Source organism: Burkholderia sp. Ed8 (assembly GCF_040761425.1).
Classification (GTDB): Bacteria; Pseudomonadota; Gammaproteobacteria; order Burkholderiales; family Burkholderiaceae; genus Burkholderia; species Burkholderia seminalis.
In genome coordinates this window covers 85937-111434 of sequence record NZ_CP142887.1, presented here as the reverse complement: position 1 = coordinate 111434, position 25498 = coordinate 85937, and the positions used below count along the sequence as shown (strand labels likewise).

At 61.9% G+C, this 25498-nt stretch carries 22 protein-coding genes and 5 pseudogenes; 9 read left to right on the top strand and 18 right to left on the bottom strand.

From position 1 onward, the window contains the following. Positions 1–36: 36 nt before the first annotated feature. The 8 genes from VXM69_RS32095 to VXM69_RS32060 form a co-directional block, all read right to left on the bottom strand. Entirely contained in the window at positions 37–1353 is a 1317-nt protein-coding gene (locus VXM69_RS32095) for an LLM class flavin-dependent oxidoreductase (protein ID WP_367190366.1), read from the bottom strand. Positions 1354–1421: 68 nt separating this feature from the next. Further along, a complete protein-coding gene (gene metC, locus VXM69_RS32090; RefSeq protein WP_367190365.1) occupies positions 1422–2612 on the bottom strand; it encodes a cystathionine beta-lyase in 1191 nt (396 codons plus the stop codon). Between the two features lie 2 nt (positions 2613–2614). After that, positions 2615–4456: a dihydroxy-acid dehydratase gene (gene ilvD, locus VXM69_RS32085; protein ID WP_367190364.1), complete on the bottom strand. Its 1842-nt coding sequence runs from the start codon at positions 4454–4456 to the stop codon at positions 2615–2617. A 51-nt stretch (positions 4457–4507) separates the two neighbouring features. Next, positions 4508–5578, bottom strand: a complete 1071-nt coding sequence (locus VXM69_RS32080; protein WP_226144601.1) for a DUF6421 family protein — start codon at positions 5576–5578, stop codon at positions 4508–4510. A gap of 26 nt (positions 5579–5604) precedes the next feature. Continuing rightward, positions 5605–6129, bottom strand: coding sequence for a flavin reductase (locus VXM69_RS32075; protein WP_367190363.1), 525 nt, complete (start codon positions 6127–6129; stop codon positions 5605–5607). 37 nt (positions 6130–6166) lie between these two features. Beyond that, positions 6167–7471, bottom strand: a complete 1305-nt coding sequence (locus VXM69_RS32070; protein ID WP_059589336.1) for an MFS transporter — start codon at positions 7469–7471, stop codon at positions 6167–6169. Between the two features lie 467 nt (positions 7472–7938). After that, positions 7939–8454, bottom strand: a complete 516-nt coding sequence (locus tag VXM69_RS32065) for a gamma-glutamylcyclotransferase family protein (RefSeq protein WP_175907717.1) — start codon at positions 8452–8454, stop codon at positions 7939–7941. Next, complete coding sequence (locus tag VXM69_RS32060; protein ID WP_175907710.1) at positions 8454–8807, bottom strand: acyl carrier protein; 354 nt, start codon at positions 8805–8807, stop codon at positions 8454–8456. The genes VXM69_RS32065 and VXM69_RS32060 overlap by 1 nt, the downstream gene beginning before the upstream one ends. A gap of 119 nt (positions 8808–8926) precedes the next feature. On the opposite strand from VXM69_RS32060, the gene VXM69_RS32055 reads away from it, so the two are divergent. The 7 genes and pseudogenes from VXM69_RS32055 (at position 8927) to VXM69_RS32025 (ending at position 13599) form a co-directional block, all read left to right on the top strand. Next, the gene (locus tag VXM69_RS32055; RefSeq protein WP_048021612.1) at positions 8927–9562 is read left to right on the top strand and encodes a glutathione S-transferase N-terminal domain-containing protein; all 636 of its coding nucleotides are present in this window, start codon (positions 8927–8929) and stop codon (positions 9560–9562) included. Between the two features lie 530 nt (positions 9563–10092). Next, positions 10093–10410 (top strand): transposase, encoded by a 318-nt coding sequence (locus tag VXM69_RS32050; protein WP_367190362.1) that lies wholly within the window; start codon positions 10093–10095, stop codon positions 10408–10410. 113 nt (positions 10411–10523) lie between these two features. Next, positions 10524–10871 (top strand): annotated as a pseudogene (gene tnpB / locus VXM69_RS32045) (IS66 family insertion sequence element accessory protein TnpB). A gap of 195 nt (positions 10872–11066) precedes the next feature. Continuing rightward, positions 11067–11657, top strand: a pseudogene (locus VXM69_RS32040) (IS66 family transposase); the annotation flags it as partial. 11 nt (positions 11658–11668) lie between these two features. Next, positions 11669–12265, top strand: a complete 597-nt coding sequence (locus VXM69_RS32035) for a plasmid pRiA4b ORF-3 family protein (protein WP_175907713.1) — start codon at positions 11669–11671, stop codon at positions 12263–12265. Between the two features lie 477 nt (positions 12266–12742). Next, positions 12743–13213 (top strand): LysR family transcriptional regulator, encoded by a 471-nt coding sequence (locus tag VXM69_RS32030; RefSeq protein WP_367190361.1) that lies wholly within the window; start codon positions 12743–12745, stop codon positions 13211–13213. After that, complete coding sequence (locus VXM69_RS32025; protein ID WP_367190360.1) at positions 13120–13599, top strand: LysR substrate-binding domain-containing protein; 480 nt, start codon at positions 13120–13122, stop codon at positions 13597–13599. Before VXM69_RS32030 ends, VXM69_RS32025 begins: the two co-directional genes overlap by 94 nt. A 203-nt stretch (positions 13600–13802) precedes the next feature. On the opposite strand, the gene VXM69_RS32020 is transcribed toward VXM69_RS32025, so the two are convergent. The 6 genes and pseudogenes from VXM69_RS32020 to istA all read right to left on the bottom strand — a co-directional run bounded on the left by VXM69_RS32020 (position 13803) and on the right by istA (position 22015). After that, positions 13803–14303 carry a recombinase family protein gene (locus VXM69_RS32020; RefSeq protein ID WP_341773971.1) on the bottom strand — a complete coding sequence of 167 codons (501 nt, stop codon included), beginning with the start codon at positions 14301–14303 and terminating at the stop codon, positions 13803–13805. Between the two features lie 767 nt (positions 14304–15070). Then, positions 15071–15361 (bottom strand): annotated as a pseudogene (istB, locus tag VXM69_RS32015) (IS21-like element ISBmu3 family helper ATPase IstB); the annotation flags it as partial. Between the two features lie 443 nt (positions 15362–15804). Then, entirely contained in the window at positions 15805–17580 is a 1776-nt protein-coding gene (locus VXM69_RS32010; protein WP_367190359.1) for a UvrD-helicase domain-containing protein, read from the bottom strand. Beyond that, complete coding sequence (locus tag VXM69_RS32005; protein ID WP_367190358.1) at positions 17577–19328, bottom strand: ATP-dependent endonuclease; 1752 nt, start codon at positions 19326–19328, stop codon at positions 17577–17579. The genes VXM69_RS32010 and VXM69_RS32005 overlap by 4 nt, the downstream gene beginning before the upstream one ends. Positions 19329–19922: 594 nt before the next feature. Next, positions 19923–20450: an ATP-binding protein gene (locus tag VXM69_RS32000; RefSeq protein ID WP_367190357.1), complete on the bottom strand. Its 528-nt coding sequence runs from the start codon at positions 20448–20450 to the stop codon at positions 19923–19925. 15 nt (positions 20451–20465) lie between these two features. Further along, a pseudogene (gene istA, locus VXM69_RS31995) lies at positions 20466–22015 on the bottom strand (IS21 family transposase). 102 nt (positions 22016–22117) lie between these two features. On the opposite strand from istA, the gene VXM69_RS31990 reads away from it, so the two are divergent. Then, a protein-coding gene (locus VXM69_RS31990; protein WP_367190356.1) for an IS5 family transposase occupies positions 22118–22971 on the top strand; the annotation gives its coding sequence in 2 pieces (ribosomal slippage) (positions 22118–22466 and positions 22466–22971; 855 coding nt in all). A 3-nt stretch (positions 22972–22974) separates the two neighbouring features. Here VXM69_RS31990 and VXM69_RS31985 read toward each other — a convergent pair. Beyond that, complete coding sequence (locus VXM69_RS31985) at positions 22975–23571, bottom strand: plasmid pRiA4b ORF-3 family protein (RefSeq protein ID WP_367190377.1); 597 nt, start codon at positions 23569–23571, stop codon at positions 22975–22977. Between the two features lie 11 nt (positions 23572–23582). Beyond that, complete coding sequence (locus tag VXM69_RS31980) at positions 23583–24086, bottom strand: transposase (RefSeq protein ID WP_367190354.1); 504 nt, start codon at positions 24084–24086, stop codon at positions 23583–23585. A gap of 66 nt (positions 24087–24152) precedes the next feature. Here VXM69_RS31980 and VXM69_RS31975 point away from each other — a divergent pair. After that, positions 24153–24328 (top strand): annotated as a pseudogene (locus tag VXM69_RS31975) (IS21 family transposase); the annotation flags it as partial. Between the two features lie 91 nt (positions 24329–24419). Here VXM69_RS31975 and VXM69_RS31970 read toward each other — a convergent pair. Together VXM69_RS31970 and VXM69_RS31965 are read right to left on the bottom strand one after the other, a co-directional pair. After that, complete coding sequence (locus tag VXM69_RS31970; protein WP_367190353.1) at positions 24420–24557, bottom strand: hypothetical protein; 138 nt, start codon at positions 24555–24557, stop codon at positions 24420–24422. A gap of 4 nt (positions 24558–24561) precedes the next feature. After that, positions 24562–25421 (bottom strand): IS5 family transposase gene (locus VXM69_RS31965; RefSeq protein ID WP_367190352.1). Its coding sequence is split into 2 segments (ribosomal slippage): positions 24562–25073 and positions 25073–25421, totalling 861 coding nucleotides; the frame shifts between segments, so codons are not numbered across the junction. Positions 25422–25498 lie beyond the last annotated feature (77 nt).

Sequence of the window (25498 nt, the reverse complement as noted above, 5' to 3'; positions counted from 1 at the left end):
TGCGGTCTCCCGGAACGAAATCTGGCGACGCGCCGCTCAGTCGAGCGGGCTCTTCGGCCGCGGCAGGCCGATGTGTTCGCGCAGCGTCGTGCCTTCGTAGCGGGTGCGAAACAGCCCGCGCCGCTGCAGCTCCGGCACCACCATCGTCACGAAGTCGTCGTAGCCGTCAGGCACCGTATAGAACACGACGATGAAGCCGTCGCACGCCTCCGTCATCATCCACTCCTCCATCTGGTCGGCGATCTCGGACGCGGTGCCGACCATCTCGCCGGTGCCGGATTCGGCCGCCCGCTTCGCCAGCTCGCGCACCGTCAATCCCTCGCGGCGCGCGAGCGCCGCCCATTCGCGCTGGTTGCCCTGCCCCTGTTCCGTGTGCGGCAGCTCGGGCAACGGCTTGTCGGGATCGAACTTCGAGCAGTCGACGCCGAGCCGGATCGACAGGTTCGGGATGTTGCTGTCCACGTGGACGAGATCGTCCATGTAGCGCTTCTTCGCGAGCGCCTCCGCGCGCGTGCGGCCGACATACACCTGGTTGGCGGGCAGGATCTTCACGTGATCGGGGTTGCGCCCGGCCGCGACCGCGCGCGACTTCACGTCGCGGTAGAACGCCCGGCCCGTCTCGATGCTGCGCGCATTGCCGAACACCAGATCGGCCGAACGCGCGGCCATGTCGCGCGCTTCCTCCGACGCACCGGCAAGCGCGATCACCGGCCAGCCCTGCACGGGCCGCGCGATGTTCAGCGGCCCCTTGACCGAGAAGAACTTGCCCTTGTGGTTGAGCGGCCGGATCTTGTCGAGATCGGAGAACACCCCCGCCTCCTTGTCCATCACGAGCGCGTGATCGGACCAGCCGTCCCACAGCCCCGTCACGACGTCGAAGAATTCCTCGGCGCGCTCGTAGCGTTCGGCATGGCGCAGCGCGGTCTCGAGACCGAAGTTGAGCGCAGCCTCCGGGTTCACCGTCGTGACGATATTCCAGCCCGCGCGGCCGCCACTCAGGTGGTCGAGCGACGCGAAGCGGCGCGCAAGCAGGTACGGATCCTCGTAGCTCGTCGTGCCGGTCGCGATCAGGCCGATGCGGTCGGTGCATGCGGCGATCGCCGACAGCATCACGAGCGGGTCGTACGACGTGATCGTGCCGCTGCGCTTGAGCGCATTCGGCGGCATCGGCATTACCGCGAGGTGGTCGGCGGTGAAGACCGCGTCGAAGCACGCGTGCTCGAGCTTCTGCGCGAGCGACCGGATCACCGGCCAGTTGAAGTTCGCGAGCGTCGGCGCGCTCGGGTGCCGCCACCACGCCGTGTGCAGGCAGATGGGGCGCATGAATCCACCCAGGCAGAGTTGCTTCGTCATACGGGGCTCCTCGTCATTGGAATGCGGCGCGAAACGTGCGGGCCGCGCGCGTGCTGCTCGTGTCGGCGTCAGCGCGCGGCGTTGAAGCGGGCGAAGCCGGCCTCGAGGTCGCCGATCAGGTCGTCGGCGTTTTCGAGCCCGATGTGAAAGCGCACGCACGGGCCGCCCGGGTCCCAGTGCGACGCGGTGCGGTACGCACTGCAGTCGAACGGCATCGCGAGGCTTTCATAGCCGCCCCATGAATAGCCGAGCCCGAAATACGCGAGCCCCTCGAGCAGCGCGGCGACGGCCTGCGCGGGCGCCGGGCGCAGCACGATGGAGAACAGCCCCGTCGCGCCGCCGAAGTCGCGCACCCACAGCGCATGGCCGGGATCGTCCTCGAGCGCCGGATGGCACACGCGCCGCACTTCCGGACGCGCGGCGAGCCAGCGCGCGACGCGCAGCGCGTTCGCCTGGTGCTGGCGAAGCCGCACGCCGAGCGTCCGGATGCCGCGCAGCGTGAGAAACGCGTCGTCCGAGCCGACGCACTGCCCCGTGTCGCGCTGATACTGTTCGAGCGCCGGCAGCGCGCGCGCGGACGCCGACACCATGCCGATCATCACGTCCGCATGACCGGCGAGGTACTTGGTGCCGGCCTGGATCACGAGATCGGCGCCGTGCGCGAACGCGTCGAAGAACAGCGGCGTCGCCCACGTGTTGTCGAACAGCACCGCGAGCCCGCGGTCGCGCGCGAGCGCGGCGAACGCCGGCACGTCGCACAGCTCCATGCTCTGCGACGCGGGCGCTTCGAGATACAGCGCACGTGTGTTCGGCCGGATCAGCGCGGCGAGCGCGTCAACCGACGCGAACGGATCGAAGTAGGTCGTCTCGATGCCCGCGCGCCGCAGCACGCCGTCGCACAGCTGGCGCGCGGGCTTGTACACCGCATCCGTCATCAGCAGATGGTCGCCGGCCGACAGGCACGACGACAGCGCGGTCGTGATTGCGGCAAGCCCCGACGGGCACAGCACGACACCCGCGCCGTGATCGAGCGCGCGCACCGCTTCCTGCAGCGCGGCCGTGGTCGGCGTGCCGCGCCGGCCGTACACGTATGGCTGCGTGTAGCCGAGCAGGTCGGCCACGCTCGGCGCGAGCACCGTCGAGCCGCGATACACCGGCGGGTTGACGAAGCCGTGATGCGCGGCCGGCGCGCGGCCGCCCGTGACGAGCACGGTGTCGACCTGCGCATCGGCCGCCGGATGGTTCGGGGCGGGCCGCACGGTCAGCCCTTCACGATCCGCACGGCGCCGCGCGCCGCGCTCGTCGTCATCGCTGCGTATGCGCGCAACGCGCCCGACACGCGGCGCTGCCGCTTCTCGGGCTGCCACGCACGCGCGCCGCGCTCCTCCATCGCCGCGCGGCGGCGCCGCAGTTCGTCGTCGGACACGAGGACGTTGATCGAGCGGTTCGGGATGTCGATCTCGATCGCGTCGCCGTTCTCGAGCAGCCCGATCTCGCCGCCCTCCGCCGCCTCGGGCGATACGTGCCCGATCGACAGCCCCGAGGAGCCGCCGGAGAAGCGACCGTCGGTGATCAGCGCGCACTGCTTCGCGAGCCCCTTCGATTTCAGGTAGCTGGTCGGATAGAGCATCTCCTGCATGCCCGGGCCGCCCCGCGGCCCCTCGTAGCGGACGATCACGATGTCGCCCGGACCGACCTCACCGCCGAGGATGCCTTCGACCGCCTCCTCCTGCCCTTCGAACACGCGCGCGGTGCCGGTGAACTTCAGCATCCCGCCGTCGACGCCCGCGGTCTTCACGATGCAGCCGTCGCGCGCGATGTTGCCGAACAGCACCGCGAGCCCGCCGTCGCGCGAGAACGCGTGCTCGGCATCGCGGATGCAGCCGTTCGCGCGGTCGAGATCGAGTTCGTCGTAGCGGTTGTCCTGGCTGAACGCGACATGCGTGCGCACGCCGCCGGGCGCCGCGCGATAGAAGCGCGACACCGAATCGACGCGGTTGCGCATCACGTCCCAGCGCGCGAGCACGTGCGCGACGCTCGGCGCATGGACGGTCGGCAGCGTCGTGTTCAGCAGCCCCGCGCGACCGAGTTCACCCATGATTCCGATCACGCCGCCGGCCCGGTGCACGTCCTCCATGTGGACGTCCTGCACCGACGGCGCGACCTTGCACAGCACCGGCACGCGGCGCGACAGCCGGTCGATGTCGGCCATCGTGAAGTGCACCTCGCCTTCGTGCGCGGCGGCGAGCAGGTGCAATACCGTATTGGTCGAGCCGCCCATCGCGATGTCGAGCGTCATCGCATTCTCGAACGCATCGCGCGTCGCGATCGAGCGCGGCAGCACGCTCGCGTCGTCCTGCTCGTAGTAGCGGCGCGCGAGATCGACGATCGTGCGCCCGGCCTCGACGAACAGGCGCTTGCGCTCGGCATGCGTCGCCAGCACCGAGCCGTTGCCGGGCAGCGCGAGCCCGAGCGCCTCGGCGAGGCAGTTCATCGAGTTCGCGGTAAACATCCCGGAACACGAGCCGCAGGTCGGGCACGCGACGTTCTCGACCGCACGCACCTCGTCGTCCGTCACCTGGGAGTCGGCCGCCACCACCATTGCGTCGATCAGGTCAAACGCGCGGCGCTTGCCGCGGAACGTCAGCTTGCCGGATTCCATCGGGCCGCCCGACACGAAGATCACCGGGATGTTCAGGCGCATCGCGGCCATCAGCATCCCCGGCGTGATCTTGTCGCAGTTCGAGATGCAGACCATCGCATCCGCGCAGTGCGCGTTCACCATGTACTCGACGCTGTCGGCGATCAGCTCGCGCGACGGCAGGCTGTACAGCATGCCGTCGTGGCCCATCGCGATGCCGTCGTCGATCGCGATCGTGTTGAACTCCTTCGCGACCGCGCCGGCGGCTTCGATCTCGCGCGCGACCAGTTGGCCGAGATCCTTCAGGTGCACGTGACCGGGCACGAACTGCGTGAACGAATTGACGACCGCGATGATCGGTTTGTCGAAATCGGCGTCGGTCATCCCGGTGGCGCGCCAAAGGCTGCGCGCGCCTGCCATGTTGCGGCCGTGCGTGGAAGTGCGTGAACGATAGGTGGGCATCGTGATCCTCGGTTGATTCGTTGCGAAATGGGGGCGGGTGGCGGGCTGCCGTCAATGCGGCCTGCCGGCCGCGCCCCAGTTGTTGTCGTTCTTCGCGAGCGTCGGCAGCACGAACGACAGGATCTTTCTCCGGTCGAGATCGGACGACACGCTGAGCTTGTATTCGAGCGCCGTCAGCTTGATCACGATGGACCTAAGCGCCTGGGTCAGGCGTTCGTAGCCCCCTTCGAAATAGAGTGAGCCGCCACGCTGTGCGATCACGCCGTGACGGGACAGGTAATGAAACAGCGCGACCGACGAGCGCGCGTCGTAGTTGTCCAGCGGCGGCGCCTGCAGCGGGTAGCGGATCAGGCGCTCGGCCAGGATGTACTGGATCGAAGCGCGCAGCACGCGGTCGTCCGAGCGCAGCCGGAACAGCGCGAGGATCGACAGGATGTCGACCCGCAACTCCTCCGCGCCCGCACCGTTGCGCGTGCTCTTCGCATCGAGGTACTCTGGGATCGGCAGGAAGCCCGTGCGATGGTGGTACTCGTGCAGATGGACCCAGATCGCGCTCGCCTGCGTCAGCAGCTCGTCGTCCGCCGCGAGCAGATCCGGGAACGCGGTGGGCGACCAGTTCGCTTCGATTGCCGGGCGCGTATGGCGCTTGAAGCGCTCGACGAACTTGTCGATGAAGTAGTACGCCTTGTGATACGCGCGCAGGTCGGCGTCGATGAAGTTCTCGCCGAATACCGCGACCGCGAGCGGATTGAGAAAGCCGTCCGTGCACATGCGGATCTGCACCGGCAGCGCGTTGCCGTCCGGCGCGATCGCGAGTACGCTCGGCGGAATCGGCACGGGCGCGATCGCGGCCGCCTCGAGGAACGCGTCGGCGTTGTAGGGCACGTCGAAGAACCCGAGGATGAAACTCGGGTCCACCGAGTACGTGAGATCGAGCAGGCGCCCCGATGCGAGGCAGCGGTTCTCCAGCGCCACGAGCAGCGCACGCACATGCGGGTTGTCGGCGTAGTCGCCGAGATGCGTGCGTGCGCACTGCGCGATGCGCGCGACGTCGGTGCGAAAACCGCCGGCGAGGATCTCGCCGCGGCAGCGGTTGGTGGCTAGTACGATTTCGCGTTTCATGTCGGTCATCCTGTCGGCACGCGTCGTCACACGACGCGGAACTCCCGCTGCAGATAGACAAGCGTGTCGTCGTCGGGCACCGCACAGTGCAGCGCCACCACTTCGCCGACCAGCAGCTGATGCGTCGCCGCGCTCATCGACGCGACGAGCCGGCAGTCGAGCGCGATGCGCGCGCTCGCCAGCACCGGCGCTCGCGTCGCAAGCTGGCCCCACTCGCCCACCGTGAAGCGCGCGTCGCGCTCGTGCGCGGTCCTGCCCGCGAACACGTCGGCGAGAAACCGGTCGGCGGCGCCGAGCGTGTTCACGCAGAACACCTCGTTCGCGATCAGCCGCTGCGCCGATACGCTGCCGCGATTGACCGACACGAGCACCGTCGGCGGCGCATCGGACACCGACAGCACGGCGGTCGCCGTCATGCCGCAGCGCCCGGCAGGCCCGTCGCTCGTGAGTACGTGAACGGCCGACGCCACGCGGCACATCGCGTCGCGAAAGCGCTGCGGCGAGGCGCCCATCGACTGGTCGGGGAACAGTGCGGGTTCGTTGTGGATCATGTCCTTTCTCCGTGCATGGGGGAAAAGCCGCGCATCGCTACCGGTTCACCAGCGCCTTCGGCAGCGACAGCGCGAGCAGTCCGCCCAGCGCCATGCAGCCGGCCATCATGTAGAGGCCCGCGTCGTTCGATGCGGTCAGTTGCTTGAGCAGCCCCATCAGGTAAGGGCCGAGGAAGCCTGCGAGATTGCCGACGGAATTGATCATCGCGATCCCGGCGGCGGCCGCGGTGCCGCCGAGGAACGCGGTCGGCAGGCTCCAGAACAGCGGGATCGCGGTGAGGATGCCCATCGTCGCGAGCGTCAGCGCCGCGATCGCAAGCCCCGTCTGATGCGCCCAGCCGACCGCGAGCACGAGCCCCACCGTGCCCATCGCACCGGGCACCGCGAGGTGCCAGCGGCGCTCGCGAAGGCGATCCGAACTGCGTGCGATCGCGATCATCGCGACCACCGCAAGCGCATACGGCACCGTCGACAGCAGCCCGATCGTCAGCGGATCGGCCACGCCCGTCGCATGGATGAGCGTCGGCAGCCAGAAGCCCACGCCGTACAGGCCGATCACGAACGAGAAGTAGATCGCGCACATCAGCCACACGCGCGGATTCGCGAGCACCGCCCCGAGCGACAGGTGGGACTTGACCGCGTCCTCGGCATTCACGTTGCGTTCGAGCAGCGCGCGCTCTTCGTCGCTCAGCCACTTCGCCTGCGCGATCCGGTCGTCGAGCAGCGCGTAGACGAGCAATCCCGCGACGATCGACGGCAGCCCTTCGAGCAGATACAGCCACTGCCAGCCGTGCCACCCGTTGATGCCGTCGAACGCCTTCAGGATGTAGCCGGAAATCGGGCCGCCGACGACGCCCGACAGCGCAACGGCCGTCATGAACACCGTCGTGATCCGCCCGCGCCGATGGGCCGGATACCAGTACGTCAGGTACAGGATCACGCCCGGAAAGAAGCCGGCCTCGGCGGCGCCGAGCAGGAATCGCATCGCGTAGAACGCCGTCGGCGTCGTGACGAACATCGTCAGCGCGGACACCGCGCCCCACGTCACCATGATTCGCGCGATCCAGACGCGTGCGCCGATGCGGTGGAGGATCAGGTTGCTCGGCACCTCGAAGATGAAATAACCGAAGAAGAAGATGCCGGCGCCGAGCCCGTAGGCCGCGTCGGACAGCCCGAGATCGCCGGCCATCTGCAGCTTCGCGAAGCCCACGTTCACGCGGTCGAGATACGACACCAGGTAACAGAACAGCAGCAACGGCATCAGCCGCCACGCGACCTTGCGATAGGCGGCGTCTTCCGACACCCCCGCTGCGGGCAATACGGTCGATACGAGCGTCTCCATGATTTTTTTCCTTGTTTGCGATCGATTGTCATTCGTTGCGCACGGCGTCTTGCACGCGTCGCCCGACGGCGGCACCCGCGATCCAGCGCACGAGGCGGCGAGCCGTCCTCCTCCGGTCGGCGCGTTCTCGCATGCGGGGTGCCGCGTGCCGCACACCTGTGTGCGGCACGCCGGGCGGGTGTCGATCCGGCTCGCGGGCGCGGATCAGGTGCGCATCGGCCTCGCGAGGTCGGTTCGTGGCGTTGCCGCGGATCCGGGGGCTCGTTGTACGTCGTTGTGCCCGGGCGCTGCGTCGCAGGCAACGCGCAAGATGCGCATGACGCGCGGATGGTCGAAAGCCTGGTTCATGTTCAACCTTTTGCTCACATGCCCGCTTAGGGCGCCTTTAAAACGCTCGTCGACGTTCGAAGTCGCGAACGCACCGCTGGATCGGGCGCTCTTGTGGAGCGCTCGATGCCTTGATTCCGTCATGCCGCACGCGGCGGCCGATCGCGCAGCCCCGCCATGTAGGCGACCGTGCGGTCGCGATAGGCGGCCGACACGCCCGCGTCGGCCAGCCCACGAATCAGCAGGTCGCGGTAGCGCGCGCTCGGCGCGGCGTCGCAATCGAGCGTGACCGCACCGCGATACGTCAGCGCATGTACGCGCCGCCCGCCGGGCTCCAGCACCTCGACCGCGTAGCGGACGTAGCGGCCGAGATGCACGCCTTCGCGACGCTCGAGCGCGTCGAGCATGCGCATCGGCAACCGGTACAGCGCGCCCTCGACGATCGCACCGACAGCCGGCTCGATGTTCGCGCAGCAGACCGGCTCGTTGAGCGACGCGTAATTGAACGCGAGGCGATGGCCGTCGAGCCGCGCCGCACCCGCGAAGTACGTCGCCGCGTCGCAGCCGAGCGACGCCGACAGGCTCGCAAGGTTCATGCACGAGCCGTATGCGAAATACGCGAACGGCTCGTCACGAAGCAGGTCGTCCGGCGTCATCACGACGCGCTCGCGGCATGCGGCGTGCCGAGCACGTAGTGGTCGTAGATCGCCGCGACCGACGCGATCGAGTCGAGCACGAAGTCGCCGATCGGGATGTCGATGCCGAGCGTCTGCTCGATGAACAGAACGAAGTGCACAAGCGACAGCGAATCGAGCAGGTTGGCGTCGAGCAGGTTCGTCTGCGCGGTCACGCGCGCCGGCGCGCCCGGGTCGATCCCGGCCAGAAACGTCTTCACGCTGTCGATCAATTCGTCGAGGCTCATCATCCGCATCACGATCACGCTCCAGAAACGCACGTTCATCCCGGCCCGCGCATCGCACTGGCCGGCTTCGCCTTCACCGAACCGCAAGATCCTTCACATCGTCCTTCGCTTTTGACTTTCGATCGGGCGTCATGCACCATGCGACGCGTCGACACGACAAACCCGGTCAGCATCTCCACCTGAGATAAATAGGAGACTTAATCAATATGACAACTCATACGCTGTTCTACTGCCCCGGCCATCTTTCGTTTGCACCGCACGTCATCCTGCGCGAGCTGGGCGAACCATTCGAACTCGCACTCGTCTCGATCAAGGACGGTGCGACGCAGAGCGCCGAATTCCGGCAGCTCAACCCGAAAGGCAAGGTGCCCGTGCTGCACACCGGCGACGACGTGCTGACGGAGTCGTCGGCGATCCTGCTTTATCTCGCGCTGCGCTTTCCGCAGGCGCGGCTCGTGCCCGATACCCCGATGGGCCTCGCACGTGCCGTCGAGTGGATGAACTGGCTGGCGTCAGTGTTGCCCGGAACGGTCGCGCTCAACTTCCATCCGTCGCGTTTCAGCGAGGACCCGGCTGCGCACGACGGCATTCGCGCGAAAGGCCGCGCGGGCATCCTCGCTGCGTATGCGCAGATCGACGAACGGCTCGCGGCGCGCGACTGGGCGCTCGGCGAGCACTACTCGATCGTCGATCCGATGCTGCTGATATTTTTCAAATGGGGGAACATGCTGAAGCTCGACATGCGCGGGTTCGAACATTGGGCCGCGCATACGGAGCGCATGCTCCGCCGCCCTGCCGTCGCGACCGCGTTGTCGGTCGAACAGATCTCGATCTGGGCGTAGCGGCGAAGCCGGGTCGGGTTTGCGCCCGATCCGGAATGCCGCCCGCGTCCGTCGCGTCTCCTTCATCTTCTCAGGTCCTTTTCGTCGCTTTTCTTTGTCTGCTGCGCCGATCCTACACGCGCGCAATGCCTCGCGCACGCCGTGGATCGTCTAGGTCGCGACTCCGGGAACAGGAGCCGCGACCGCGATCGCGTATGACGTTCTCTACTTTCGCGGCGTTACACCGCTCAGCTCATTTTCTGCGATCGCATCGAATGCGTGAACAATGCAACATCCATTTCGTGACGTCCAATATATTTTTTGTCTTCCACTAAGTCGCCACGCATATTAGTCATCGATTGGCCGGCGCGCCTGATATTGCCAATCCTTTCAATTTTAATGCGGCGGATGGAGCGGGATTGGGGTATGAACAAGGTTCGTGATCATGCTCTGCAGCGCGTAGGCGCTTACCTTGTTCATACGTAAGCGTCATTTCGTGGCCGCATGGACAGAGCTGAAGCCGGTGTCCAAAGTGATGTCCGTTACTTCAAGTGGTGGGGACTACTTTGGACACACGGAATGCGCGACCATCGAATCGCAAAGGCCGACCAAACTACACACCAGAGTACCGACGGCAAGTTGCCGTTGCGGCGTGCGAGCCGGGTATTTCGGTGGCCAAGCTCGCGCAGGCGCACGGACTGAATCGGAATATGGTGTTCAAGTGGCGCCGGCAACTGCGGGCGGGACTTTTTGAAGGGATGACGCACAGCACAGCGGTGTTGCTGCCCGTAGCGCTCCCTGGTGCACCGACCAGCGAGACCGCAGAACCGGCGTCGCTCGCTCTACAGCCTGTCGAGCCACATCGATAGAGCGTCCCGGCAGCATCGGGCATCGAGATCGAACTGAGCGGTGCCCGTGTACGCGTCATGGGCATGGTTGACCCCGTGCAGTTGCGCCTCGTGCTTCGCTGCCTGATGCCAGCATGATTGCGCCGCCAAGCGGTACCCGTGTATGGCTGGCAGCGGGCGTTACTGATATGCTCCGTGGCATGGATGGACTTGCCGCGCTGGTGCAGTCAGCACTGGGACGTGATCCCTTCTCGTGACACATCTTCCTGTTTCGTGGCCGTCGCGGTGACCTCATCAAGATTTTATGGTGGAGCGGCGACGGCATGAACCTGTACGCGAAACGACTCGAGCGTGGACGCTTCGTGTGGCCGCAGGCGGACTCGGGGACAGTCCATCTGTCAGCCGCCCAACTGTCGATGCTGCTAGAGGGGATTGACTGGCGGCATCCTGAGCGGACGTGGCAGCCGACGCACGCGGCGTAACGCCGGCTGCGGGAACCCACAAGCGCGTAGGCTTCATTTACACTGGCATGCATGCCAGCCAACCATCTGCCCGATGACATCGCCGCTCTCAAGCGCATCGTTGCCTCGCGCGACGAGACCATCGCTCAGTTGCTGGCCGAGATCTCGCGACTGAAGCGATGGCAGTATGGCCGGTCATCGGAGCGCGTTCGTGACGGCACGGTCATCGAGGCCGGGTGCTGGGCGCATGCGCGGCGCAAGTTCTATGACCTGTACAAGCTGGACAGCTCGCCAATTGCCGAGGAAGCACTGCGCAGCATTGGGGAGCTATATGCCGTTGAACGCGAGGTTCGCGGCCAGACGCCGGACGTGCGCCTGTCTGCGCGTCAGCTGCGCTCGGCCCCATTGCTCGCTGATGTGAAGGCCTGGTTCGACCACATGCTGTCACAGGTATCGGCGAAGTCGGGGCTGGCGAAGGCGATCAGATACTCGCTGGGGTACTGGCACGCACTCACACGCTATTGCGAAGACGGGCGTGTCGAGGTGGACAACAACACGGCCGAGCGCGCGATCAGGCCGCTGGTCCTTGGCAGGCGCAATTACCTGTTCGCAGGTTCCGATGGCGGTGGCCAAAGCGCGGCGGCGATCTACAGCCTCATCGGTGCGGCGCGCCTGAACGGCACCGAGCCGTTTGCCTACCTGCGCACGGTGTTTGAGCACATCGCCGATCATCCCATCAACCGCATCGACGAGTTGCTGCCGTGGCGCCTGATGCCGGCTGCGCACATCGAGCAGCAAGCCGCCTGACAATCAATCCGATGGTCCAACCCCGCAAACCTGCCGTGCGCTTGGTCAAGACGCCAGTGCCCGATTACGTACTGCGCGTTGAGCTGAAGTACATCAAGCCGGCGATCTGGCGACGAATCATCGTTCCCGGCTCGATCCGGCTGGGCAAGCTGCATGTCGTGCTGCAACTGGCCATGGGCTGGGAAGGCGGGCACCTGCACGAGTTCGTCTTCGGCAAAACCAACTATGGTGAACCTGATGACTTCGGATTCCAGAGCGATCCACCGATGCTCAATGAAGCACGGGGCACGCTGGCGAAGGCGCTGGGCGGGCTGAAGTCATTCACCTACATCTACGACTACGGTGACAACTGGCAGCATCGGATTAAGGTCGAGAAGGCGCTGGTGCCTGATCCAGACATGCGCCGACCGCTGTGCCTGGACGGGCAGAATGCGTGTCCACCGGAAGACGTCGGTGGAGTGCCGGGATATGCCGACTTCCTTGAAGCGATCACCGATCCGACACATGAGGAGCACGACCACCTCCTCGAGTGGTGTGGCGGCAGCTTCGATCCCGCCGCCTTCGATCTCGTGCTCGCGAATCAGCTGCTCTCAGAGGTCAAGTTCTGATAGTCAAGACGGCCTCGGATTGACGCTTACCGATCAAGGTGATTGCGATTTTGATAAACTTAGTATTTACGATATTAATATTCTTCGACGATAGTGTTCACGCGTCCGCTTGTTCGTTAGGTGGACACGATACGCCCAAGAGCTCCAGCAAACTTCAAGACGGGCTGACCGGCCGCTTACACAATAGCTTCAGATAAGCTCAAAAATAGCCACGGAAAATCGAAAGGATGCTCCTGCCGGCCAAGGACAGCACAACAATACGGCAGTCTGGAGAAAGAGATGGCGCGACCTGTCGTAGCTTATGTTCATGTTCACTGCGTTCACATGGTTTATGCGCTCGCAATAAAAGCAAACTATCAATATGATGAGAATCCCGTGACGCGTCTTCGGTTACTGCGTTCAGTGCCCATTAAATCGTATTTAACCTGCAAATCAGATAATTTTTTACCATTGACAACGCCCCATATATAATGCTCTATGACCAACATTCCTACAGAACTACTTCGCACCTTCGTCAAGGCCGCTGATCTCGGAAACTTTACCCGAGCAGGAGACGCCATCGGGCGATCCCAATCGGCTGTCAGCCTACAAATTCAGCGATTAGAGTCATTGCTTAACGTAGAGCTTTTTGTTCGTGGCGCGCATCGCCTAAGGCTTACAGATGAAGGCGCAACCCTCTTACATTATGCAACGAGGATACTCTCTCTTAATGACGAAGCGGTCGTCAGACTGCGGCCATCGGATGTTACAGGGTCCATACGATTAGGGGCACCACATGAATACAATGCGGCACTGCTTTCAGCAATTCTTGGGAAATTCTCGAAAGATTACCCTAACGTTGTACTTGAGGTGGTGTGCGATTTAAGCAAAAACCTATTGTCTCGCCAAAAAAAGGGCAGCTCGACATTGCCATCGCTTTGCACGAAGAGGCCACTCAATCTGGGATAAAAATAGTTACTGAACCTTTAGTTTGGATTGGAGGAGTTGAGAGCCAAGATCGCAATTTTCACCCGTTGCCCTTAGTGGTCGCCCCCCCACCATGCATCTATCGAAGTAGAATCGTTCAAGCCTTGCAACACACATCTATTGATTGGCGACTTTCATTTGTCAGCTCCAGCTACACCGGAATTATCGCAGCAGTGCGTGCCGGCCTAGGAGTTACGGTACTCGCTGCCAGCACAATTCCTGATGGAATTATTAAATTAGGGAAAGATCAAGGATTACCTGAATTAGGCGACGTGGAGGTGCGCGTGCATACTCAGTCTGAAAAATTAAGTGATGCAATTCAGTGTTTGATTGAATACTCCATATACAATATAAGGTCCAGCAGATAAATTTAAAATATAATATTCGTCAGCAAAGTGAGATCGACTCTCGTTTCTGCAATCCAGGTGCCAAGCCTCGACGATCGTTTTGGCTTCCCCCAACGTCTCGAACCAACGTAGGTTCAAGAATTCATCGTGGAATTGAGGCTAGCCCAATTCGAAATCAGCAGTCGCAAGGTTCATCAGAATACAAGGTCTTGAAAAATTGGTAGTTATAACTCCAATAGCCGTTTTCGCAAAGTTCGGTGATGAACTCCGAGCTGTCGTGCAATCTCAATGGTATTCATATCGGCTAGCATGGATTTTGCCGCTTGAAGCTGCGCAGGGCTTAGACTCCTTGGCCGCCCAAGTATTTTCCCCCGATCCCGTGCTGCGGCAACACCTGCACGCGTACGCTCGCTAATCAAGGTTCTTTCATACTCTGCGAGCGCGGCGATCATATGAAACATGAACATTCCGGATGGAGTTTCGGTATCTATTCTTTCATTTAATGACGTAAAATTAATATTTCTCAATCGAAAGTCATTGATCAAGTATACCAAATGACTCAATGAGCGCCCGAGCCTGTCTAACCGCCACACAACCAGCGTGTCGCCGCTTGTCAGCGTCTCAAGCAATTGGGTTAGTCCAGGGCGATCGCGCCTCACCCCAGAGAAACCATGATCCGTCCGAATCTCGTCACATCCTGCTTGCCGCAGGGCGGTCAATTGCATATCGAGACATTGCTCATCGGTGGATACTCGTGCGTAGCCAATCTTCAATCTGCACCCCACGACTTAGTATTTTGGTAGATTTTCTGCATGGTGCGCCGCGGTATCGCCTTGGAGAACAGCGGTTGCGCGCATCGAGACCTATGATAAGAAATCCTGACATTTACGAAGTAAATTGTTCTAATGCAGCAATCAATATTGTCAATTGTCATTGACAAAGAGATATGATTTATAGTCGCAAATTTATTCTTTACATCAGCTTTCGATAAGAGGTATTTTGAAAGCTAGAAGTAACGCTGCCTTGTCCCGAACGCTGGGCACAAGAGTTGGCGATACCGTACAGTCTGCGGCTGCTCGGCCCATATCGTCCCGTTGATGGCGGTGCAGAACCGCACTTAAACGGCGGCGCAACGTCGAGCATTTTTCTCAAGTACGAAGGTGCCGCAAGGCCCCCTTTGAGGTAATGCAGTCGATGCCGTTCAGAACGGCGGATCGTGTTTTCGCGTGCGAACGTCTCGTGATCCACGCAGCTCGCGCAGCTGTCGGTCCAGGCCGGATTCGAGGATCGACAGCACGGAGCGACGGGTCGGTGAGCCGATCGCGAGCGCCGGCTGACAGGCGGCTTCCAGCCGTTGATTGCCGTACTTGCGCGAGAGCGACAGCAGTCCGAGGTGCGGATTTCGGTGATGGTGATCAGGCGTTTCGGCGAACGTGATCAGTTTGGAAGGTGGTGTTGCGCGGTCAATGGATTATAGCGAAGGTGATCACGATCAGGATGCGGAGGACTGCTTGGCGTTGGTCTTCCGCATCGATTCGCCCTTCAACGGTAGCTTGTGGGCCTGATGAACGAGCCGGTCGAGGATCGCGTCGGCGAGCGTCGGGTCCTGCAGCCAGGCGTGCCAGTGTTCCAATGGCAGTTGGCTGGTAATGATCGTGGAGCGCGTGCCAACGCGATCGTCGAGCACTTCGAGCAGATCGTTTCGGGCACCCTGATCGAGGTCCTGCAGGCCCCAGTCGTCGAACAGGAGGACGTCCATCTTGGCGAGCTGCGCGAGCCGCCGCGCGTAAACCAAAGGAAAGTTGTCACCGTTTGCGAAGCAAAAACGTCACTTCGCCGATGCGCATCGACAGGGAAACGGAAAACTGCCGCAAATTCATCGGCTTGAGTGTCGCGCAATAAAGTCGTCACCGGTCCCGGCGTTGCGCAGACAGGTGTCACCTCGCCCGGGACGCACTTGCACCGCCGGCAGTCGCGGTCACGCGTTCCACGGAGCCCGAGTTTGACTGGGCAGTCATGCTGTCGTGATAAGCAGGCCTATCTCGGTATCACTCCGTTCTGCTATGCCTGGAAACAGCCACGCGCGACGCCGGGTGGCCGTTCTGGAGCCGCCCGTAAGGCTTTTTTCGACCCACAAGGGGCAATCGAGCCGACTGAAAGCGGACGCGAATCGGTTGCTCGGTAGATTCATAGCGTCGCTGATAAATCATTCCGCAGCAATGACGCCTATAGGTCCCTTCTCGTGTAAGGCACTTGACCAGCTGCTAACAGGGCAACGCAACGATCGGCGAAGGCGACTGGCACCGCGAGTGCAGCCAAATGCCGGGCGCGTGTCAGGCCAACGTAGAGGACGCGTTTGGCCTCTGAATCGGTGCTGGCTTCCCACGATTCAAACAGGGCTTCCCCTCGATTTTCAGGGGCACGATTGGGTGGAATCACGACACACACCGCGCCGTATTCACGGCCTTTCGCCTCGTGAATTTTGGCGCATCTAAGACCGAGATCGAGCGCTATTTGAAGATGGTCAGACCATCGTGCATTGGGCGGCCGCCGAAAGAAATTCCGTACGGTCACGCCGGCCGGCAGCGGCAGGTTCAGCCGTTCTGTCTCCGTGTGCACACGGGCAATCCAGGCCAGCCGATCAGCATCGGTATCTCCACACGCTTTGGGAAGACTCGTAAGGAAACCCAGCGCGCATCTTCGATGTGCACGTCGATCCATTCCAATACGCTGAACTGTTCGCACCGGATGCTCGTTCGGCTGACGTAGACCCATGAGGTCCAGCAGCAACGTCTCCATCGCCTGAACCACCGCCTCCCTCGATCGCACCGTCGCGGGAGGCGACCAGAACTCCGCCACTTTGCAAGCCAGCGACTCGATCCGCGAGTTGCCGTTCGAATCGTTGAGAGCCACGCCAGCGGCACGTTGCGCGACCTTGCCTGAATGCGCAAGGACGACCGCGTCAGTTGCATCTAAACCAAGTTCCGCAATCCGATTCAAGAAGGCCTGACCGACCGTTTCACCCGGCGCTCGACCTCTATATGTCAGAAGCAAAACGGAATGTGCAACATTCGCGGTGTCGCCGACAGACTGATCCACCCCGCCAGCGCTTTTGAGTGTGGCAGTTAGACGGCAGACCGCAGGACTGCTACGAAAATTGCCCGTTAGCTCTCGACGTGATTCATCAGGGTAAGTCTCCTTAAATTCCTGAATAGCCGCAAGATTGCTGTTGCGGAATTCGTAGATTGCTTGGTTTGGGTCACAGACGAAAGTGACGTGCACGCCGTACTCTCGGAGCCACGAGAGAACTTGCAAATCAAGCGGATTGCAATCTTGGCCTTCGTCCACCATGACTTCGTGAAAACGTGCCGCCAGTGCCCGGCCCAGTGCCCCGCCGTTCAAAGGATCAAGAATCAGCCGCAGCGTCTGAACGCGGGCATCGTTGGCGCTCAGATAGCCGGCCTGCAGCAAGGCCCGTCGCCGATGTGCCGCTGCCTGCTGATATCGGGCTTGATGCTGGCGAACATGGTTTTGCAATCCAGCGTGCCCGATCCGCCCCGGATCAATGACATTGGTTTCTGGGTCGAATAGATCCAGGCTCACTGGGTCGCCGCGGAAGGCGAATTGCCCCGACAACCGAATCTCTATGCCGAGCGTATCCCAGCTATCGAGGATGATCGGTCGTGTCGTGGTTGTTGCCGCGCAACCAGGCAGCACCACGAACTTCCGAACGAACGCATCGAGCGTTCCCATGAAACTGGGATGCTTCAGGAGTGACGAGAGCCCTGCGGCTTGGCAGCGGTCCCGAAACTCGTCGACGGCTGAGTTTGTGAACGAAAGTACCGCCACGCCTCGACGGGGTGGCAGCGTGGCTGCGATATTTGCTAGGCGAGCAAGGATCGTGCGGGTCTTTCCGGCGCCTGGGCAGGCATGCACGAAAATGCCACCGACGTGCGTGGCGAATGCCTCCTGCTCTGCCGTCAAACCTTGAATGCGGGTCATGCTTGCGCAGCGCCACGAATCGCGTCGGCAAGATATGTCGGCACGACAAACGGCTCGCCTGCCGCGATACGTGAAGCGATGGCCTGGGCCAGGTCACCCTTGCGAGTTTTCTTGGCCTCAATCAGCTTGAGGAACGCACAGGGACGGTCTTGCAGTGGGACACCCTCGATCCGATCCGTCCAGTCGCGACGCGAATTGCGATGCAGACGAAGAAACACGCTCTTTAGAAATGCCTCGTTTCCAGCGTCAAAAATCTCGTGCTCCAACGTGTGCTGATTAGTCAGCACCATCAGCGCCTGCTGCGCACTATGCGTTGCTGCGAGGTTTTCCAGATCGACCTTCCGATTTCCCAGCACCGTTGGGTCCGCGTCGGTGATCACGATCAGCCGATCAGCGATCCGTGCGTCGCCGTGCGGTCGAAGTAGTACTTCGATGTAGGGACGGAAGTCCACACCCTCGATCGGCACGATAACCGTTCCTTTGAACCGGAGCCATCCATCAGCGTCACCGGAGAGAACAAGCTTCTGTGCCAACACTGGCAACAGCAGTGCCTCAGCGATTCCTTCCACCAAGATGGCCCTATCGCCGAACAGCAGCGCAGATCGAGTCACGTCCAGATAGCGGCTGATCTTATCCAGCGTCTTTGGCTTTAGCCCCAATTCGGCGATGGGCACGCTGACCGATTCAGAGACCGCTACTCCATTTTGGTCGCGACGACGCGAACGCATGACCACCAGGTGGGTCGGAGAAACCCAGGCGGTTAGATTCGGCGAATGGGTCGTCACGACGATCTGGATGCGGCCTTCCGGTTTGCCAGCTTCGATTGCACGATCAGCCGATTGGCGTGCCTGGTCCAAGAGAAATTCGAGCACTAGCACTTGTAACTGCGGATGCAGATGTGCTTCCGGCTCTTCGACAAGAAAGATTGTGAGGTCCGCTTCCTTGGCCTTCGCCAACTCGACGACCACCGTGGCCATGTAGAGAATATTTGAGTAGCCTAAACCCGAAGCCCGGATGTCTTCTGGTACGAGGCCAGAATCGGCCAAGCGAAACCTCAGGTCGCGAGCGACATCGAGCAGGGTCTCGGTGGCGAAGTCCAAGGCTGCCGATTGCGGGCGGACCCCATTGGTCAGCATTCTCAGAGCGGTGCCGATTTCCGTGTTCATCGTCGTCAGGGTATCGGGTCTGTTCTCCGCGCGCCTAACGCCAGCAAGGAAATCTTGTTCTTGATCCTTCGGCAGGAAGTGCCGCAGCAGTGCCATGACCCGTGTGCCGCTGCCCGTGCCAAGCGCCTGATGCGCGTCGCGCAATGGCGGCAGGTAGACATGCCGGATCAGGTCAATGGAGCCGGCCTCCGGCTCGTTGGTGTCGAAGCGTCCGGCCCAGACAGTGGACTTGCCACGGGGCGCACGCTCGGATCGCGGCTCATACCGATAACCGAAGACGGCTTCGTTCTTAGTGGGATCAGGTACTGCGGAGATTAGCAATCCTTTCAGTGTGTCGCCGAGTTCTCGGAAAACACCTTCGATCTGAAAGTTCGGGACGGTCGCGTTGCGTCGGATGTCTTCATCCTCCGGATATCGCTCCCGGCGTCCGCTCAACGGCAAGGTGAGCAACCGAATAGCGTCGATGACGTTGGACTTACCACCATTGTTCTCACCGACCAAGACGGTCAGATCTGCGCGAAGGCTGACGGTTACATTGTCGCAAGACCGGAAACGCGAAATTGTCAAACTGCCCAAGTGCATGACATCTCCCTTACCGGCTCAACCTGCCGGGATATCTCTTTGTGTGCGGCTGTTCAGGCATTCTATCGGTCACATTCTCTGCATCGCTTAATCACTGGGCAATTGGCGGCTCATTGTCCGGTGAGGTCCGATTCGATGGTTGCATCTCCGAAAAAAACACGACTCCGGCCACTGCCCGACGAGCTGACTCGGGTACGCGGTCCTGCTCAAGGAGATCTCGACCGTTATGCCTGCGCCGCATACAGCCGACTTCCGGGGAGGCGATCGATGCAATCTCGTGCTCAGGATGGGGCACGGAGAATCCAGATTGCCGCCAGTTTATATCGTGAGAGCGAACGGCCGTTCATGGCTGCGGATTCAACCCGTCGGCCCGAATGTCCCGCGACACCACTTTTCTACCATAGGTGACTGCGCCTGAGGCAGAGAGCGTCCGTCTGAACTCATCGCGTCCACCGACCATGCGGCGCGCTGGGAATCGAGCTAAAAATCAGGACGTTACCGCTGGAACGCTTGGTCCACTACGCGAATTGACAAATTTAATGCGCGCGCAGGCGAGTTGACGACTTTATTTTGCTGGGACCGCCAGTAAAGTCGTCAATTCGCGGGCCAGAGGCCTTGATCCACGAGGATTCCGGAGTGACGGAATTGTTTTGCTCTACGCCGCGTGAAGCTGCCGTCGCCGTGCGCGATCTTCAATTCCTCGAACAGCCGGGCAACGCGGACGTACATCACGGAGAAGCCTTGTCGGCAGGCCTGCTGACCGAACGCGCACGCAATCCACGTCTTGCCTGCTCCGGTCGGTCCCGTCAGGATGAGGTTTTGTGCATTACGGATCCAGTCGCAGCCAGCAAGTGCGGCGACGACGCTCTTGTCGATGCCGCGACTCTGCCGGTATTCGATGTCCTCGATGCAGGCCTGGGGATTCTTGAGTTTCGCAGACTTCAGCAGCCGTTCGAGCCGCCGAGTATCGCGCCAGGCGAGCTCGCGTTCGACGACCATGCCGAAGCGCTCTTCGAACGATAGGCTGGTGCTGGCGGTCAACGCCGCTTGTTCCTCGAACGCGCGGGCCATGCCGTCGAGCTTCAGGGACTTGAGCTGGGTTAAGGTTTGCTGCATCAACATCGCGACCTCCTTGGGTCAGTGGTAATACTCGGGCCCGCGCACGTTCTCGTGATCGGGCGAATGCCATTCGGTGGACGGAATCGGGAGCATCGGCTGTCGGTCCAGGCCGGATTCGAGGATCGACAGCACGGAGCGGCGGGTCGGCGAACCGATCACGAGTGCCCGCTGGCAGGCGGCTTCCAGCCGTTCCTTGCCGTATTTGCGAGAGAGCGACAGCAGCCCGAGACAGGCGCGATACCCCATCTCGGGATGGGGCCGGTTGGTCAACAGATGTTTGACGATCGCCTCGGCGCCGGGACCGACCGAGGCGCCCCAGTTCAACAACCGGCCTGGCGTCCATTCCATGTGGGCACGGTGTGCCGCCGGCATGTGCTCGGGCAACGTCGTATGCTTGTTCCGGAGTCGGCTGCGGGCGTGAGCGGCAACGCGCTTGCCGCGGTGCAGGATCTCGACGCCGTGGCGCGTCACGCGGGCATAGACTTCCTGACGCACGAGGCTGTGCGGGACGCTGTAATAGTGGTGATCGACTTCGACGTGGTAGTCGATGTTGACGCGGCACTTCACGAAGGTCGCGATCTCGTAGCGGCGTGCCGGCAACGGGCGCAGCGCCGGTCGATCGAGTCGCTCGAACCATTCGCGACGGTTGCCGTCGAGCTTCTTGAACGGGCGCCGGTTCAGGTCGGCGATCAGTTTGCCGATCGCCTTGTTCAGCTCGGCCAGACTGTAGAAGCGGTGGTTGCGCAGCCGAGCGAGGATCCAGCGCTCGACGAACTGTACGCCGACCTCGACCTTCGCCTTGTCCTGCGGCTTGCGCGGCCGCGCCGGCAACATGGCGGTCGCGTAGTGGTTCACGAAGTCCAGCGTCGTGTTGCCCAGCACCGGTTCGTACCGGTCGGCCTTGGCGATCAATGCCTTGGGGTTGTCGGGCACCAGCAGTTCGGGAACACCGCCATAGAATTCCAACGCGTCGTCAGGCTGCCGATCCAGTCGGGCATGGCCTCGGAACTCGTCGCACATGCATAGGTGTAGTTCGAGGCACCGAGGACGGCCACGAACACGTGGGCCTTGAACGCGACGCCGCCGTCGCGGTCGAGGATCGGCACGGTTTGCCCGGCGAAGTCGGCGAACAGCTTCTCGCCGGCGCGGTGTTGCTGACGCATCGAGCGCTTCAGCGCTGCAGCCCAGTCCTTGTACCGCTGGCAGAACTGCGTATAGCGGTAGGTGCGTTGGCCTGGGTGGGCCTCGACGTACTCCTCCCAGAGCAGCTGCAGCGTCACACCCTTGCGGCGCAGGTCGCGGTGCATCACCGTGTAATCCGGATCGACCCGCCGGGTCGGGGCCGCTGCTTCCTCCGGCAGGTCTAACCTGATCTCGAGCTCGTCATCGGCAAGCGGTTCGACGGCAGCCCAGTCGAGGCCCGCCGCGCTGGCGCGTGCGGCGTATGCCGAAATGGCGCCGACGCTGATGCCGATCGCGCGGCTGATCTGGCGGTGCGACAGGCCGCACGACCACTTCAGCCGCAATACTTCCTTCAGTTTGCGCATGCTCATCCGATGTGCCGGCATCAACCTGTCCCCTAAGAGGCCAGTTCAAAAACTCCGGAGAGGGGTTGTTTACTTCCTCGGCAAGCTGTTAACCTTGGGCATCAGAACAAGGGAAGTCCAAGGATGGAAGCGCCAATCATTGACGACGAACTGTGGATACTGATCGAACCATTGCTGCCACCTGCGAAGCTTCGCGCGAAGAGCGATCCTGGTCGTCCGCGCGTGTCCGATCGTGCGGCGCTCAACGGTATCCTGTTCGTGTTCAAAACGGGAATTCGTTGGAACCACTTGCCGACTCGTCTGGGCTTTGGCTCGGGCGCCACTTGCTGGCGGCGATTGAGCGGCTGGCAAAAGGCTGGTGTATGGGACCAACTGCACGAGTTGCTGCTCGACAAGTTGCGTGCGACCGGCCAAATCGATCTGTCATACGCTGCGGTCGATTCGTCGTCCGTGCGCGCCGTTGGGGCGGGCGAAAAACTGGCCCGAACCCCACGGATCGCGCGCGACCCGGTTCCAAGCACCACATCCTCGTAGACGCCAACGGCGTTCCTCTCGTTGCGATCCTGACTGGCGCGAACACCAACGACGTCACGCAGTTGCTGCCGCTCGTTGATGCGATCCCACCCATCCGCGGCGTTCGTGGCCGACCGCTTCAGAAGCCCGGCGTCGTCTACGCCGATCGCGGCTACGATTGCACCCGACATCGTCGCGCGTTGCGCGAACGCGGTATCAAGCCGGTGATCGCCAAGCGCCGGACCGAGCATGGCAGTGGTCTGGGCAAGTATCGTTGGGTGGTCGAACGTACGCATTCCTGGCTCCACAATTTCCGTCGCCTACGCACTCGCTTTGAGCGACGTGCCTACATTCACGAAGCATTCCTGAAACTTGGCTGCTCGCTCATCTGTTGGAACATCTTCCGACGAGCTGAGCAGGGGTTTTTGAACTGGCCTCTTAGCGTCAATCCGAGGCCGTCTTGACTATCAGAACTTGACCTCTGAGAGCAGCTGATTCGCGAGCACGAGATCGAAGGCGGCGGGATCGAAGCTGCCGCCACACCACTCGAGGAGGTGGTCGTGCTCCTCATGTGTCGGATCGGTAATCGCTTCAAGGAAGTCGGCATATCCCGGCACTCCACCGACGTCTTCCGGTGGACACGCATTCTGCCCGTCCAGGCACAGCGGTCGGCGCATGTCTGGATCAGGCACCAGCGCCTTCTCGACCTTAATCCGATGCTGCCAGTTGTCACCGTAGTTGTAGATGTAGGTGAATGACTTCAGCCCGCCCAGCGCCTTCGCCAGCGTGCCCCGTGCTTCATTGAGCATCGGTGGATCGCTCTGGAATCCGAAGTCATCAGGTTCACCATAGTTGGTTTTGCCGAAGACGAACTCGTGCAGGTGCCCGCCTTCCCAGCCCATGGCCAGTTGCAGCACGACATGCAGCTTGCCCAGCCGGATCGAGCCGGGAACGATGATTCGTCGCCAGATCGCCGGCTTGATGTACTTCAGCTCAACGCGCAGTACGTAATCGGGCACTGGCGTCTTGACCAAGCGCACGGCAGGTTTGCGGGGTTGGACCATCGGATTGATTGTCAGGCGGCTTGCTGCTCGATGTGCGCAGCCGGCATCAGGCGCCACGGCAGCAACTCGTCGATGCGGTTGATGGGATGATCGGCGATGTGCTCAAACACCGTGCGCAGGTAGGCAAACGGCTCGGTGCCGTTCAGGCGCGCCGCACCGATGAGGCTGTAGATCGCCGCCGCGCTTTGGCCACCGCCATCGGAACCTGCGAACAGGTAATTGCGCCTGCCAAGGACCAGCGGCCTGATCGCGCGCTCGGCCGTGTTGTTGTCCACCTCGACACGCCCGTCTTCGCAATAGCGTGTGAGTGCGTGCCAGTACCCCAGCGAGTATCTGATCGCCTTCGCCAGCCCCGACTTCGCCGATACCTGTGACAGCATGTGGTCGAACCAGGCCTTCACATCAGCGAGCAATGGGGCCGAGCGCAGCTGACGCGCAGACAGGCGCACGTCCGGCGTCTGGCCGCGAACCTCGCGTTCAACGGCATATAGCTCCCCAATGCTGTTGATTTCCACCGAATCTTGACTCACCCCCTTCTGGGGAAATTACGTCCGAGGTTGACAGCCGACTCCGGAACAAGCCATACGACGTTGTCCGAGCACATGTCGGCGGCACACCGTGCTCAGATGAAATGAACGCCCGGGAGATTGCTGAACTGGGGAGCCTCCGACGGTCCTGGCGCCGAAGTGATCGTCAACACCTGTTGACCAACCGGCCGCACCCCGAGATGGGGTATCGCGCGCGCCTCGGATGCGTATTTCGGCGAACGTGATCAGCGATTTCGGTTGAACGTGATCGGTGGTTCCGATTGATGGTGATCGGCCGTTTCGGTCGAAGGTGATCGCTGATCACCGGTTTCCGAAACGAGCGATCATCTTGCCGAAACGGGTGATCACGTTCCCGGAATGAGTGATCAGCGAACCGAAACAGCTGATCACGCGACCGAAACGGGATGGCCCTTCCGGCTCGGCGGTGGTGTTGCGCATGTGATCAACGACGGGCGTTAGCCTTGTCTCTTTTTAGAGGCCAGTTCAAAAACCCCTGCTCAGCTCGTCGGAAGATGTTCCAACAGATGAGCGAGCAGCCAAGTTTCAGGAATGCTTCGTGAATGTAGGCACGTCGCTCAAAGCGAGTGCGTAGGCGACGGAAATTGTGGAGCCAGGAATGCGTACGTTCGACCACCCAACGATACTTGCCCAGACCACTGCCATGCTCGGTCCGGCGCTTGGCGATCACCGGCTTGATACCGCGTTCGCGCAACGCGCGACGATGTCGGGTGCAATCGTAGCCGCGATCGGCGTAGACGACGCCGGGCTTCTGAAGCGGTCGGCCACGAACGCCGCGGATGGGTGGGATCGCATCAACGAGCGGCAGCAACTGCGTGACGTCGTTGGTGTTCGCGCCAGTCAGGATCGCAACGAGAGGAACGCCGTTGGCGTCTACGAGGATGTGGTGCTTGGAACCGGGTCGCGCGCGATCCGTGGGGTTCGGGCCAGTTTTTCGCCCGCCCCAACGGCGCGCACGGACGACGAATCGACCGCAGCGTATGACAGATCGATTTGGCCGGTCGCACGCAACTTGTCGAGCAGCAACTCGTGCAGTTGGTCCCATACACCAGCCTTTTGCCAGCCGCTCAATCGCCGCCAGCAAGTGGCGCCCGAGCCAAAGCCCAGACGAGTCGGCAAGTGGTTCCAACGAATTCCCGTTTTGAACACGAACAGGATACCGTTGAGCGCCGCACGATCGGACACGCGCGGACGACCAGGATCGCTCTTCGCGCGAAGCTTCGCAGGTGGCAGCAATGGTTCGATCAGTATCCACAGTTCGTCGTCAATGATTGGCGCTTCCATCCTTGGACTTCCCTTGTTCTGATGCCCAAGGTTAACAGCTTGCCGAGGAAGTAAACAACCCCTCTCCGGAGTTTTTG

What these genes read in the sequence shown, in the direction of transcription:
- VXM69_RS32095 (WP_367190366.1), bottom strand. Translation starts at nt 1,353, where the DNA reads ATGACGAAGCAACTCTGCCTGGGTGGATTCATGCGCCCCATCTGCCTG.
- ilvD (WP_367190364.1), bottom strand. Translation starts at nt 4,456, where the DNA reads ATGCCCACCTATCGTTCACGCACTTCCACGCACGGCCGCAACATGGCA.
- VXM69_RS32080 (WP_226144601.1), bottom strand. Translation starts at nt 5,578, where the DNA reads ATGAAACGCGAAATCGTACTAGCCACCAACCGCTGCCGCGGCGAGATC.
- VXM69_RS32075 (WP_367190363.1), bottom strand. Translation starts at nt 6,129, where the DNA reads ATGATCCACAACGAACCCGCACTGTTCCCCGACCAGTCGATGGGCGCC.
- VXM69_RS32070 (WP_059589336.1), bottom strand. Translation starts at nt 7,471, where the DNA reads ATGGAGACGCTCGTATCGACCGTATTGCCCGCAGCGGGGGTGTCGGAA.
- VXM69_RS32065 (WP_175907717.1), bottom strand. Translation starts at nt 8,454, where the DNA reads ATGACGCCGGACGACCTGCTTCGTGACGAGCCGTTCGCGTATTTCGCA.
- VXM69_RS32055 (WP_048021612.1), top strand. Translation starts at nt 8,927, where the DNA reads ATGACAACTCATACGCTGTTCTACTGCCCCGGCCATCTTTCGTTTGCA.
- VXM69_RS32035 (WP_175907713.1), top strand. Translation starts at nt 11,669, where the DNA reads ATGGTCCAACCCCGCAAACCTGCCGTGCGCTTGGTCAAGACGCCAGTG.
- VXM69_RS32030 (WP_367190361.1), top strand. Translation starts at nt 12,743, where the DNA reads ATGACCAACATTCCTACAGAACTACTTCGCACCTTCGTCAAGGCCGCT.
- VXM69_RS32020 (WP_341773971.1), bottom strand. Translation starts at nt 14,303, where the DNA reads ATGCAATTGACCGCCCTGCGGCAAGCAGGATGTGACGAGATTCGGACG.
- VXM69_RS32010 (WP_367190359.1), bottom strand. Translation starts at nt 17,580, where the DNA reads ATGACCCGCATTCAAGGTTTGACGGCAGAGCAGGAGGCATTCGCCACG.
- VXM69_RS32005 (WP_367190358.1), bottom strand. Translation starts at nt 19,328, where the DNA reads ATGCACTTGGGCAGTTTGACAATTTCGCGTTTCCGGTCTTGCGACAAT.
- VXM69_RS32000 (WP_367190357.1), bottom strand. Translation starts at nt 20,450, where the DNA reads ATGTTGATGCAGCAAACCTTAACCCAGCTCAAGTCCCTGAAGCTCGAC.
- VXM69_RS31985 (WP_367190377.1), bottom strand. Translation starts at nt 23,571, where the DNA reads ATGGTCCAACCCCGCAAACCTGCCGTGCGCTTGGTCAAGACGCCAGTG.
- VXM69_RS31970 (WP_367190353.1), bottom strand. Translation starts at nt 24,557, where the DNA reads ATGCGCAACACCACCGCCGAGCCGGAAGGGCCATCCCGTTTCGGTCGC.